The sequence below is a fragment of the Terrabacter tumescens genome (genome assembly GCF_014646815.1).
Taxonomy (GTDB): Bacteria; Actinomycetota; Actinomycetes; order Actinomycetales; family Dermatophilaceae; genus Terrabacter; species Terrabacter tumescens.
In genome coordinates this window covers 1-12,402 of the sequence record NZ_BMNZ01000011.1, presented here as the reverse complement: position 1 = coordinate 12,402, position 12,402 = coordinate 1, and the positions used below count along the sequence as shown (strand labels likewise).

Below are 12,402 nucleotides of genomic sequence, written 5' to 3'. Positions count from 1 at the left end.
AGGACCCAACCACGAGAACTGGCGTCACTCGGTCTTCTGTCGCTTCTGGCCTGTCACCTGACCCGTGCGGAGCCGACGCAGGCCCTGGGAGCGACGCAGCGCGACGACGTCCTCGATGGCGCGCCGCACGACGTCCGGCTCGAACATGACCTGCTCCCACGTGAACCGGAGCACGAGCCAGTCGCGGGCCACGAGACCGTTGTAGCGGCGGCAGTCTCGGTCAAACGCCTTGCGCTCTGTGTGGAACTCGTGGCTGTCCGCTTCCAGCACGATCCGCAGGCCCTCGTCCGCGAGGTCCACCCGCGCGAAGAACCCGTCGTAGCGGATCCGCGTCTGGGGCTCGACCACGAGCCCCGGCACGCCCAGGGCGATGGCCCTGAGCGAAGACTCGAACGGCCCGGTCGCCCGGGGGTCGGAGGCGGCGAGCACGCGAGCGACGTGGTCGCGTTGCCGCATGGGCAGCCACGCGCTCCGGGCCAGCACCGCCGACGGCCGCAGGCCTGCTCGACGCGCGGAGTCGGCGACGGACAGCGCGTCTGCGAACGGCAGGTCGAGGCAGCAGTCGATGACGGCCCGCACAGGGTTCGTGACCCACCCGTCGAAGACGTCATCGGCGTCGAGGTCGCGCCAGTGGAGGACGACGCCGTCCGACGCGCCGCTCGGCAGACTGCGCTTGGCCCGGATCGTCACGTGTGGATCTGGGGAGGCGAGCCGCACCTTCCAGCCCCAGTGCAGGGCGGCGGTGGTGTGCGAGGCCGCGCCACTGAGCCGGTGGGCAGCAGCCTGGGCGGCGTCCGTGCCGGCGAGGCAGTAGTGGCCGTGCGACGTGCGCTCTATGAGCCCCGCGTCGAGCGCGGCGTCGATATGACGCCAGTGCACCACGGCGAGCCGCAGCTGCCGTCGGGTGGCCGTGCCTCCGAGACGGACGAGAGCCTTGACCGCGTGCATGGGGCGATGCTGCCAGCGACGGTCCGGAAGCCGTCTGCGTTCTCCACAGGGGTCTTCCGACCGGAGCGAGTCCCGACATCGTGTGTCTGAGCCACGTTCGGCGGCTCGATCCGGCCGATCGGCCCGGACGGAGAACGGTGGCGGCCGCCACCGAGGGCGTATGCCGTTCAGCTGGGTCGGGCGCCCACGCGCGCTGCCGCGGCGCTGCCGGCCGCGACCCCGGCGCGAAGGGCTCCGGTCCTGTCCGCACCACCGAGCCATGCCGACAGCAGGCCGGCGTTGAAGGCATCGCCGCACCCCGTTGCGTCGACGTTGTCCACGAAGGGCGCCTCGGCCGCCTCGTCGACGTCGGCGCCGACCCACCGGGCGCCGGCCGCGCCGTAGGTGGCGACGACCTCGCGCGCGTGCCCGAGGATCGCGGCCAGGCCGCCGAGCGCGGCGACCTCGTTCTCGTTGGGCAGCAGCAGGTCCACGCCGTCCACCCAACCCAGGAACGACGAGACCCCCTCGCGCTCGATGAGGGCCGGCGACTGCGGGTCGACCGACGTGCTCCACCCCAGCGACCGGGCCTGGCGCAGGGACTCGAGACCGGCCGCACGCGACCCGGCGTCGAAGAGCACATAGCCCGACAGGTGCAGGTGGGGCCGCGGCTCCGCGGGCAGACCGAGCGAGGCGAGGTCGACGTCGGCCACGGAGAAGGCCTTGTTGGCGCCGCGGTCGGGGAACATCGTCCGGTCGCCGTGGGCGTCGAGCAGGATGACGACCATGCACGTCGGCAGGGCGGGGTCGACGGCGAAGGCGCAGGTGACGCCGGCCGCCTCGAGCTCACCACGGCACGCGGCCCCGGCTGCGTCGTCGCCCACCCGCGCGACGAGCGTCACCTCGGCGCCGAGCCCGGCCAGCCACGACGCGGAGTTGCCGCCCGCGCCACCGGGGACGAGGGCCACGGCCGACGGGGTGTCGGAGTGCCACCGGATGTCGCCGGAGGGGCGGGTGATGACGTCGAGCCCCACGTCGCCGACGACGACCACCGGCCGCGTCGTCATGCGCGTGCTGCCGTCTGCGTCGCCACCTCGGCGGCGACCTCCCCGGCGAGCGCCGCGTTGGACAGGACGAGCTCGACGTTGGCGCGCAGCGACTCGCCCCCGGAGTGGTGGTGGAAGTACTCGAGCAGCCTCGGGGTGACGTCCTTGCCGTGCACACCCTCGCGCTCCAGCAGCGCGAGCCCCTCCTCGACGAGCCGGTCGTGCAGACCGCGCTCGACCTGCCGGTCGACGGGCAGCGGGTTGGCGAGCACGGCGCCGGCCGAGTCGGTCCCGAGACGCGCCCGGGCGACGACGACGCGCGCCGCCTCCGCCGCGGACTCGACCCGCCACGGCACCGGCTGCCCCGAGTCGGACAGGTAGAAGCCGGGGAACGCGTCGGTGCGGTAGCCGAGCACCGGCACCGACAGCGTCTCGAGGGTCTCGAGCGTCCCCGCCACGTCGAGGATGGACTTCACGCCCGCGCACACGACGAGGACCGGCGTCGAGGCGATGACGCCGAGGTCGGCCGACACGTCGAACGTCTCGGACGCGCCGCGGTGCACGCCGCCCAGCCCGCCGGTCGCGAAGACCCGGATCCCCGCCAAGTGGGCCAGCGCGGAGGTCGACGCCACGGTCGTCGCTCCCGAAAGTCCCAGTGCCGCAGCGACGCCCACGTCACGGACCGACAGCTTGGCGATGTCGGGGTCGGTGCAGACCCGCTCGACCTCCCGGGCGCCGAGGCCGACGTGCACGACGCCGTCGAGCACCGCGATCGTGGCCGGGACCGACCCGCCGGTCCGGACGGCGTCCTCGATCTGCGCCCCGATCTCGATGTTGTCGGGGTGGGGGAGGCCGTGGGCGAGGATCGTGCTCTCGAGGGCCACGACACCGACGCCGGCGTCGAGGGCCTCCTGCACCTCCTCGTGGACGACGAGCAGGTCTGACCCGGGCAGGTGCGCACGCATGGCGGCAACCCTAGTTCCGGCCGAACTCCCGGCGTCAGCGGCCACCGCGCGGGCAGGCCGCGCACTCCCGCATCCCGGGCAGCGCGTAGATGAAGCAGCACGACACCCGCGTCGGCTCGGGCCCGACGCTCTCGCCGGCGGCGCCGCGGGCCAGCCGCAGCGCCGTGGTCCACATGTCCTCGACGACCCCCCACCGCTGCCGTGACCCCATCCGCACGTCGGGGGCGTATGCCGTCACGACCTCCGAGACGAGGTCGAGGTATGCCGCGTGGCCGCGTTCGAGACGCCGCCCTGGGTCCTCGTCCACCTCCAGCGAGGCGCTCTCCGGCTCGAGGACGATGCGCGCCGGGTTGAGACCCGGCGCGAGCTCGAAGCCCAGCCCCGCGCCCGACGGCACGAGGAGCCAGGGACCGAGGCACGCGGCATACGCGATCGGTGTGGCGGCGACCTCGCACGCCCACTGCAGCACGAAGGCGGCGGGCACGTGCGTCGGCACCGACACGCCGTGACGCCGCCCCATCTGCCCGCCCAGCCCCGAGCGCCACGGCTCGAGCGGGTCGGCGCCGGCGCGCACGTGGGCCAGCACGTCGCTCCACCACACCGTCGCGGGGGACTCCTCGCAGGTCAGCGTGGTGAAGGGCAGCGCCCGGTCGACGACGCCCACGAGGGAACGGACGGCGTCGGGACCGAGCGCCGGCACCGACGCTGACTCCTGCTCCACGCGTGACCTCCCTGCCTCGTCGGGACCCCGCGCCCGGGGTCGGCGACCATCCTCTCGCTAGACTCCGGTGCTCGTGACCGACCGCTCCGCCCCACTGCCCTTCGAGGCCCTTGCTCGTACCGTCGAGCAGCATGCCGCGGAGCTGGTCTCGATCCGCCGCGACCTGCACACCCATCCCGAGCTCGGACGTGGTGAGGTGCGCACGACCGCACTCGTCGCAGAGCGGCTCGAGCGGGCCGGCATCGCCGTCCGGCGGCTGCGCGGCACCGGCCTCGTCGCCGACCTCGGCGCGACCGAGCCCGCCCACCGCATCGCGCTGCGCGCCGACATCGACGCGCTCCCGATCCGCGAGCAGACCGGCCTCGACTTCGCCTCGCAGACGGACGGCGTCAGCCACTCGTGCGGTCACGACGTGCACACGACGGCGCTCATCGGCGCGGCGCTCGCGCTCAAGTCCGTCGAGGAGCGGCTCGTCGCGTCCGGCGTCGGTGCCCGCCTCGTCTTCCAGCCCGCCGAGGAGCTCATGCCCGGAGGGGCGGAGGACGTCGTGGCCCAGGACGGCCTCGTCGGGGTCGACCGCATCTTCGCGCTGCACTGCGACCCCAGCCTCGACGCGGGGCAGGTGGGACTGCGCGTCGGCGCCATCACCGCCGCGGCCGACCAGATCGAGGTCACGCTCTCCGGGCGGGGCGGGCACACCTCGCGTCCGCACCTGACCCAGGACCTGACGTATGCCCTCGCCAAGGTCGTCACGGACGTGCCGGCCGTGCTGTCGCGCCGTCTCGACCCGCGCGCGGGCGCGGCGCTCGTGTGGGGCTCGATCCACTCGGGCGGCGCCCACAACGTCATCCCGTCGTCCGGCAAGGTCGGCGGCACGCTGCGCATGCTCGACGCCGGCATCTGGGAGGGCGTCGAGCGCCTCCTCGAGGCCGTCGTCCACGAGGTCGTCAAGCCGTATGCCGTCCAGGCCGAGGTCGCCATCACCAAGGGCGTGCCCCCGGTCGTCAACGACGCCGGCTGCATCGACGCGCTCACGGCCGCGGTGACCGGCACCGGCTCGTTCGTCGCCCCGACCCCGCAGTCGCTCGGCGGCGAGGACTTCGCGTGGTACCTCACCCACGTCCCCGGCGCCATGGCCCGCCTCGGCACCCGCGCCGCCGGTGGCACGACCTACGACCTGCACCGCGGGGACCTCGTCATCGACGAGGCCGCGATCACCGTCGGGGCGCGCACACTGGCGGGTGTCGTCTTCTCCGCAGCCGCCCAGCTGGCGGGCACTGCGACCCTCACAGGAGTGACGCCACTGGGTGCGGTCGCGGATCGGTAACACTTCCTGCGACTTGACCCGAGCCGCTCAGATCTTGTCGTGCCGGGGTCTACAGTTCCGTGCTATCTGGGCCGATGTCGTCGTCGGCCCGACGGACTGAAGGAGAGCGCCTTGCGTTCACATGTGAAGTTGAGTGCCGTCGTCGCGACCGGTCTGGTCGCCGCACTCGCGGGCTGCGGTGGGACGTCGGGTCCCGCCACCGGCTCTGGTGGTGGCACCAACACGGCTGCCTCGGGCGACTGCTCGAGCGCCGAGGTGTTCTGCGTCGGCCTCGTCACCGACGTGGGCAAGGTCGACGACAAGGGCTTCAACCAGGCTGCCTGGGAGGGTGTCGAGCAGGTCAAGGGTGAGCTCGGGGCGCAGACGAAGTACGTCGAGACGACCGACCCCAAGGACTACGCGAAGAACATCAAGCAGTTCACCGACGCGAAGTACGACGTCATCGTCACGGTCGGCTTCCTCATGGCCGACGCCACGCGCGCGGCGGGCAAGCAGTACCCCAACACGAAGTTCATCGGCTTCGACCAGTTCCAGGCCGACCCGGTCGTCCCGAACGTCACCGGTCTGATCTTCCACGAGGACCAGGCGGGCTACGCCGCCGGCTTCCTCGCCGGCTCCATGACGAAGTCCAACAAGATCGGCGTCGTCCTCGGCCAGGAGATCCCCCCGACCCAGGCCTACGCCGCGGGCTACGAGAACGGCGCCAAGGCCGCCAACCCGGCCGTCTCCGTCTCCAAGGTCTACCACCCCGCCGGCAACACCGCCTTCAACGACCCCGTGTGGGGTGCCGGTGAGGCCAAGAAGATGCTCGCGCAGGGCGCGGACTTCATCTTCGGTGCCGGTGGTGGCACGGGCAACGGCGCGCTCCAGGAGACCGCCAAGACGAGCGGTGCGGGCGACAAGGTCTTCTGCATCGGCGTCGACCTCGACCAGTGGGACACCCTGCCGGCCGCGCACCCCTGCCTCATCACCTCGGCCGAGAAGCACGAGAAGGACGGCATCGGCGAGCTGCTCAAGCAGATCAAGGGCAACACCGTCAAGCCGGGCAACTTCTTCGGCACCGCCGGCATCTCGCCGTTCCACGACTTCGACAGCAAGGTCCCGGCCGACGTCAAGACCAAGGTCGCCGACGTCGTCAAGAAGCTCGAGGACGGCTCGCTCGCCACGGGCTACAAGCCCTGATCGAGTTTCGTTCTGGGGCGGATCCCATCCGCACTAGAGTCCCTTCATGAAGTCGTCGAGCGGGTGCTCCACCGGGGCACCCGCTCGACGCCGTTCTGCCTCGGGTCACCGGCGCCGAGCGTGCATCGCCGCATGAGTTTGGTCCAGACAAGGAGTCGAGAGGTCCGAGATGGCCGATCCCAGAGATGAGCCGTCGGACGGCCGCCCCGCGACGGGCGCCGTAGCCACGGAGACAGCACCGCCGCCCGTGGTGGCCGAGCGAGGCGCACCGCCGCCACCGACGGGGGTCCTGGGGCTGCTCGTCCGTGAGCAGTCCATCATCGTGCCCATCGTGGCCGTCATCGCGGCGCTCGCCATCGGTGCGGTCCTGATCCGGGCCCAGGGCGTCAACCCGATGTACGCCTACCAGAGCCTCTTCTCCTACTCCTTCGGCACGGCGGACGGTCTGCGGGGCACCTTCGAGAAGATGGTGCCGCTCATCCTCTGCGGCCTCGCGGTCGTCATTCCACTCCGCGTCGGCCTGTTCAACATCGGCGCCCAGGGGCAGCTGATGTCGGGCGCCATCTGCGCCGCGGCCGCCGCGCACGCGGTGCGTGAGGCGCCGGGTTTCCTCATCGCGATCATCGCGATGGTCGCCGGCATCCTCGGCGGCGCCATGTGGGCCTCGATCGCCGGAGCGCTCAAGGCGACCCGCGGCGTCCACGAGGTCATCTCGACGATCATGCTCAACTCGATCGCCGCGGGCCTCATCGACTACCTCGTCAACGGGCCGCTCAAGGACCCGACCCAGTCCTACCCCTCGTCCTACCCGGCCCCCGAGGCGGCGCAGTTCCAGCCGCTCGGCTTCGTCCCGATCGGCCTGCCGATCGCGCTGGTGCTGGCGATCCTCGTCGCGTGGATGCTGCGCCGGACCACGCTGGGCTTCCAGTTCGAGACCATCGGCCGCAACCGCCACGCCGCGTCCTACGCCGGCATCAAGCTCGGCGGGATGATCGTGCTGGCCATGGCCGTCGCCGGTGGGCTCGCGGGCCTCTCGGGCTCGATCGAGTACCTCGAGATCGACCCCTACCGCTACCAGGACGGCATCGCCGGCTCGCTGGGCTTCGACGGCATCACCATCGCGTTGCTCGCCCGGTCCACCCCCCTCGGCACCATCCCGGCCGCGCTGCTCGTCGGTGCGCTCCGGGCCGGCTCGTCGACGCTGATGTTCAACACCGGCATCCAGCCCGAGATCGTCGACATGCTGCTGGCGATCACGCTGCTGCTCGTGTCGCTGCCGATCATCGCCAAGCTGATCTTCCGCCGGCACACCGCCAAGTCGTCCGCGCTCGCGAGCAGCTGGGGGTCCTGACATGGAGTGGCTCAAGCGCAACCAGATCACCGTCGGCGCGGGTCTCGTCATCCTCGTCGCGGCCTACGTGTTCTACGCCGTCAACTCCAACGTCGCGACCTCGATGTTCAGCGGCGCGTGGTTCTTCGCCGTCCCGCTCGTGCTCGGCGCCCTCACCGGTGTCGTCGGTGAGCGGTCCGGTGTCGTCAACATCGGTATCGAGGGCCAGATGCTCGTCGCGGCCTTCGCGGCGTTCTTCTCGGCGGCCGCCACCGGCTCGCTCATCGTCGGCGTCCTCGTCGGCATGCTCGCCGGCATCGCCATGGGCGCGTTCCTCGCCCTGACGACGGTCAAGGGGCTGATGGACCAGATCATCGCCGGTGTCGTCATCAACATCGTCGCGACCGGTCTGACGTCCTTCTTCTACCGTCCGGGCAAGGTCCTCTCGGCCAACATGCCGCAGTGGGAGGTCCCGCTGCTGTCGAAGATCCCGCTCATCGGCGACGTGTTCTTCCAGTCAGGGCCGATCGCCCTGTTCGCCCTCGTGTCGGTGCCGGTCGTGCACTTCGCGCTGTTCCGCACCCGCTGGGGCCTGCGCACCCGGTCCATCGGCGAGTACCCGTCGGCGGCCGACACCGCCGGCATCGACGTCATCCGGATGCGGCTGGTCAACGTCACCATCGGTGGCATCTTCGCCGGTGCGGCCGGGGCCTACCTGTCCATGGAGGCCACGGGTGGCTTCGAGCGCGGGATGACCGCAGGCCGAGGCTTCCTCGCCCTCGCCATCCTCATCTTCGGCGGCTGGCGACCGCTCCGCGTCTTCGCGGCGGCGCTGTTCTTCGGCTTCACCAACGCGCTCGCGTCGCAGCTGCAGGGCGTCATCAGCATCCCGCAGCAGTTCATCACCCTGCTGCCGTACCTCCTGACGCTCATCGTGCTGGCGGTCGCCGCCGGCCGGGTCCGCGCGCCCGCAGCCGTCGGCCAGCCGTTCGTGAAGGGAGAGGGCTCGTGAGCCAGGAAGCAACCCAGGACACCACCCGGGACCGACCGGTGGAGGCCACCGACCGCTCCGCGGCACCGGCCGAGCGCCTGCTCGACATCGAGGGCCTGTCCAAGTCCTTCGGCACCGTCCGGGCCAACCGCGACATCAACCTGCACGTGGGACGTGGCGAGATCGTCGCCCTCCTCGGCGAGAACGGCGCCGGCAAGTCGACGCTCGTCAAGCAGATCTTCGGCCTCATCAAGCCCGACCACGGCACGATCACCATCAAGGGCGACGCGAGCCCGATCAAGGACCCGAAGGACGCGATCCGTCGCGGCATCGGCATGGTGCACCAGCACTTCCAGCTGGTCCCCGTCATGACGGTGGCCGAGAACATGATCCTCGGGCACGAGACGACGAGCCGGGGCGTCCTCGACATCGAGGGCGCCCGCCAGCTCGTCCGCGAGCTGTCCGACAAGCACGGCCTCAAGGTCGATCCCGACGTCGAGGTCGAGGACCTCCCGGTCGGCACCCAGCAGCGCGTCGAGATCCTCAAGGCGCTCTCGCGCCGGGTCGACCTGCTCATCCTCGACGAGCCCACGGCGGTGCTGACGCCGCAGGAGACCGACGAGCTGCTGACCGTGATGAAGGAGCTCGCCGCCGGCGGGACCTCGATCGTCTTCATCACGCACAAGCTGCGTGAGGTCCTCGCCGTCGCGGACCGCGTCTACGTGTTGCGCCAGGGCGGGGTCGTCGGCGAGGTCGCAACGGCCGACACCGATGCCCGCGGGCTCGCCACGATGATGGTCGGTCGTGACGTCGTGCTCCGTGTCGACAAGGAGGAGGCGACTCCGGGCGACGACGTCCTGTCGATCCGCGACCTCGTGGTGCTCGACGACCGCCAGCTCCGGGCCGTCGACGGGTTCTCCCTCGACGTCCGCGCGGGCGAGATCGTCGGTGTCGCCGGTGTCGAGGGCAACGGCCAGCGCGAGCTCGTCGAGGCGATCGCCGGCATGCGTCCTCCGCAGTCGGGCCGCATCGACCTGCTCGGCAAGGACATCACCAAGGCCAACCCGCACGACACGCACGTCGCGGGCGTGGGGCACATCCCCGAGGACCGTGAGCGTCACGGCCTCGTGGCGTCCTACTCCCTCGCCGACAACCTCGTGCTCAACCGGTTCTCCGAGAAGCCGTTCGCCAACGGGTTCGTCCGGGACTTCGACGAGGTCCGCAAGAACGCAGAGGCGCTCTTCACCGAGTTCGACATCCGTGCGGCGGGGGTCCAGGCCATGGCCGGCTCGCTGTCCGGTGGCAACAAGCAGAAGGTCGTCGTCGCGCGCGAGATGAGCTTCAGGCCCAAGCTGCTCATGGCCGCCCAGCCCACGCGCGGTGTCGACGTCGGCTCGATCGAGTTCATCCACCGGCGCATCGTCGCGGCCCGTGACGCGGGGGCGGCCGTGCTGCTCGTGTCGGCCGAGCTCGACGAGGTCCTCTCGCTCGCCGACCGCATCGCCGTCATCCACGGCGGCAAGGTCGTCGCCGAGATGCCGGGCAAGGATGCCGACCGCACCGAGATCGGTCGCCTCATGGCGGGGGACCACTAGGTGTCCTCCGCCGACGAGGCCACCGGCCACGAGACGCAGCCGTATGCCGTCCAGCCCGCTGGACGGCATACGGCCGGGTCGCTCGGTGGTGACCCTGCTGGTGACGGCGCGGTCGAGCGCGACGCGGTCGACTGGGAGTCGCTGCGGCTGCGCGCCGTCGAGCTCATGGAGCGGGCCTACGCGCCGTACTCCGAGTTCCGGGTCGGCGTGGCCGGGCTCACCGACGACGGCCGCGTCGTCGCCGGCTGCAACGTCGAGAACGCCGCCTACGGCGTGACGCTGTGCGCCGAGTGCGGCATGGTCTCCGAGCTGCACGCCACCGGCGGGGGCCGGCTCACCGCCGTCTTCTGCGTCGGTGGTGACGGGCAGGCCCTCATGCCGTGCGGGCGCTGCCGGCAGCTGCTGTGGGAGAACGGCGGTCCGGACTGCCTGCTCATGACGCCGGAGGGCGTGCTGCCGATGTCGGTCGTGCTGCCCCAGGCGTTCGGGCCCGACAACCTGACGCACGGGGGCTCACGGCCGTGAACGGCCTGCGCCCCCGTGTACCCCCGACAGACCCGCGTCGCCGAGTGAGGATGTTGCCGTGAGCGAAGCCTTCGATGCCGTAGACGTCATTTCCGCCAAGCGCGACCGGGCCGAGCTGTCCGACGCCCAGATCGACTGGGTCATCGACGCCTACACCCGCGGCGCCGTCGCCGAGGAGCAGATGTCCGCCCTCGCGATGGCCATCTACCTCAACGGGATGAACCCGCGCGAGATCGCGCGCTGGGCCGACGCGATGATCCGCTCCGGTGAGCGTCTGGACTTCTCCGGGCTCTCGCGCCCCACGAGCGACAAGCACTCGACCGGGGGAGTGGGCGACAAGATCACCCTGCCCCTGGCGCCGATCGTCGCCGCCTGCGGCGTCGCCGTCCCGCAGCTGTCGGGTCGCGGGCTCGGCCACACGGGGGGCACGCTCGACAAGCTCGAGTCGATCCCGGGGTGGCGTGCCGACCTGACCAACGAGCAGATGATGCACCAGCTCGAGGACGTCGGCGCGGTCATCTGCGCCGCCGGCTCCGGCCTCGCCCCAGCCGACAAGAAGCTGTATGCGTTGCGCGACGTCACGGGGACCGTGTCGTGCGTGCCCCTCATCGCCACCTCGATCATGAGCAAGAAGATCGCCGAGGGGACCGGGTCGCTCGTCCTCGACGTCAAGGTCGGCTCGGGCGCGTTCATGAAGGAGCTCGGCCAGGCGCGCGAGCTCGCCGAGACCATGGTGCGGCTGGGCAAGGACGCCGGCGTGCACACGGTCGCGCTCCTGACCAACATGGAGACCCCGCTCGGCCTGACCGCCGGCAACGCCCTCGAGGTGCGCGAGTCCGTCGAGGTGCTCGCCGGTGGGGGACCGGCCGACGTCGTCGAGCTGACCCTCGCGCTGGCGCGCGAGATGGTGGCCGGCGCGGGACGCTCCGACATCGACCCCGCGGACGTCCTCGCGGACGGGCGGGCCATGGACGTGTGGCGCCGGATGATCAAGGCGCAGGGCGGGGACCCCGACGCCGAGCTGCCGACGGCCAAGGAGACCCACCAGGTGCTCGCGCCCGCCGATGGCGTGCTCGTGCAGCTCGACGCCCTCGCCGTCGGCGTGGCCGCCTGGCGCCTCGGTGCGGGGCGCGCCCGCAAGGAGGATCCAGTGCAGGCCGGCGCGGGGGTGGAGCTTCACCACAAGCCGGGGGCGACGCTCCGTGGGGGAGAGCCCCTCATGACGCTGCACACCGACGAGCCGGAGCGCTTCACCCGGGCGCTCGAGGCGCTTGAGGGCGGGTTCACCATCGCTCCCGAGAGCTCCCGCCCCGACCTGCCGCCGATCGTCATCGAGCGCGTCTCCTGACGCGGCGCCCGCCTCATGGGCTGGTGGCGTTCGGCCGTCGCGATCGAGTGGGCCGATGACCGTTCGTGGGGCAGGCGGATCGGGTAGGGAATCGGATTTGTGCTCCGCGGCAGGGCCGGGTTAATGTTCTCTTCGTCAGCCCGACAGGGAGGAACGGACGCCACCGCGGAGCGAGTCATCGCGAGCGAAGTTGGCCGGTCCCGGGGCTGACGAGCTTGGACCGAGACTCGCTGGTTGCACCAGGACGGTCTCGGGTGCAGGACTGCCTCACTGCGGGTCCTCGCGGCCGGTCTACGGATCGGGAGCGGGTTTGACTCGGATCGGTGCGGCGGGTAAGTTTGAAGGGTTGCCCCGGAGGCCTCCTCGTTGAGGTGGTTGATGGTGTGTGTCCGATTCTTGAGAACTCAACAGCGTGTCAAAAATCGATGCCAATTACCTCGTCCCG

The 12,402-nt window shown here is 71.3% G+C and carries 10 protein-coding genes and 1 pseudogene; 7 read left to right on the top strand and 4 right to left on the bottom strand.

Features of this window, described 5'->3' with window-relative positions; genetic code table 11:
• Nucleotides 1-24: 24 nt before the first annotated feature.
• From IEY30_RS20405 to IEY30_RS20390, 4 genes are all read right to left on the bottom strand, one after another.
• Complete coding sequence (locus tag IEY30_RS20405) at nt 25-948, bottom strand: DUF559 domain-containing protein (RefSeq protein ID WP_052359032.1); 924 nt, start codon at nt 946-948, stop codon at nt 25-27.
• A gap of 167 nt (nt 949-1,115) precedes the next feature.
• A complete protein-coding gene (locus tag IEY30_RS20400) occupies nt 1,116-1,994 on the bottom strand; it encodes a carbohydrate kinase family protein (RefSeq protein ID WP_030203252.1) in 879 nt (292 codons plus the stop codon).
• Nucleotides 1,991-2,938: a pseudouridine-5'-phosphate glycosidase gene (locus IEY30_RS20395; protein ID WP_030203250.1), complete on the bottom strand. Its 948-nt coding sequence runs from the start codon at nt 2,936-2,938 to the stop codon at nt 1,991-1,993. The genes IEY30_RS20400 and IEY30_RS20395 overlap by 4 nt, the downstream gene beginning before the upstream one ends.
• 34 nt (nt 2,939-2,972) lie before the next feature.
• Nucleotides 2,973-3,659 (bottom strand): (2Fe-2S)-binding protein, encoded by a 687-nt coding sequence (locus tag IEY30_RS20390; RefSeq protein ID WP_030203242.1) that lies wholly within the window; start codon nt 3,657-3,659, stop codon nt 2,973-2,975.
• 67 nt (nt 3,660-3,726) lie between these two features.
• Between IEY30_RS20390 and IEY30_RS20385 the strand changes: the two genes are divergently transcribed.
• The 7 genes and pseudogenes from IEY30_RS20385 (at nt 3,727) to IEY30_RS20355 (ending at nt 11,957) form a co-directional block, all read left to right on the top strand.
• Entirely contained in the window at nt 3,727-4,986 is a 1,260-nt protein-coding gene (locus tag IEY30_RS20385; RefSeq protein WP_030203239.1) for an amidohydrolase, read from the top strand.
• A gap of 111 nt (nt 4,987-5,097) precedes the next feature.
• Nucleotides 5,098-6,168, top strand: a complete 1,071-nt coding sequence (locus IEY30_RS20380; RefSeq protein ID WP_030203236.1) for a BMP family ABC transporter substrate-binding protein — start codon at nt 5,098-5,100, stop codon at nt 6,166-6,168.
• A 247-nt stretch (nt 6,169-6,415) separates the two neighbouring features.
• Nucleotides 6,416-7,519 (top strand): ABC transporter permease, encoded by a 1,104-nt coding sequence (locus IEY30_RS20375; RefSeq protein WP_052359030.1) that lies wholly within the window; start codon nt 6,416-6,418, stop codon nt 7,517-7,519.
• A gap of 1 nt (nt 7,520) precedes the next feature.
• Nucleotides 7,521-8,510: an ABC transporter permease gene (locus IEY30_RS20370; protein ID WP_030203231.1), complete on the top strand. Its 990-nt coding sequence runs from the start codon at nt 7,521-7,523 to the stop codon at nt 8,508-8,510.
• Nucleotides 8,507-10,084 carry an ABC transporter ATP-binding protein gene (locus tag IEY30_RS20365; protein WP_156035487.1) on the top strand — a complete coding sequence of 526 codons (1,578 nt, stop codon included), beginning with the start codon at nt 8,507-8,509 and terminating at the stop codon, nt 10,082-10,084. Before IEY30_RS20370 ends, IEY30_RS20365 begins: the two co-directional genes overlap by 4 nt.
• 126 nt (nt 10,085-10,210) lie before the next feature.
• Nucleotides 10,211-10,609, top strand: a pseudogene (locus IEY30_RS20360) (cytidine deaminase); the annotation flags it as partial.
• A gap of 58 nt (nt 10,610-10,667) precedes the next feature.
• On the top strand, nt 10,668-11,957 hold the full coding sequence (locus IEY30_RS20355) for a thymidine phosphorylase (RefSeq protein WP_030203228.1): 1,290 nt from the start codon (nt 10,668-10,670) through the stop codon (nt 11,955-11,957).
• The last annotated feature ends 445 nt before the right edge of the window (nt 11,958-12,402 follow it).

Excerpts from the sequence above, each read along its gene's own strand:
- IEY30_RS20405 (WP_052359032.1), bottom strand. The coding sequence starts at position 948 with ATGCACGCGGTCAAGGCTCTCGTCCGTCTCGGAGGCACGGCCACCCGA.
- IEY30_RS20400 (WP_030203252.1), bottom strand. The coding sequence starts at position 1,994 with ATGACGACGCGGCCGGTGGTCGTCGTCGGCGACGTGGGGCTCGACGTC.
- IEY30_RS20395 (WP_030203250.1), bottom strand. The coding sequence starts at position 2,938 with ATGCGTGCGCACCTGCCCGGGTCAGACCTGCTCGTCGTCCACGAGGAG.
- IEY30_RS20370 (WP_030203231.1), top strand. The coding sequence starts at position 7,521 with ATGGAGTGGCTCAAGCGCAACCAGATCACCGTCGGCGCGGGTCTCGTC.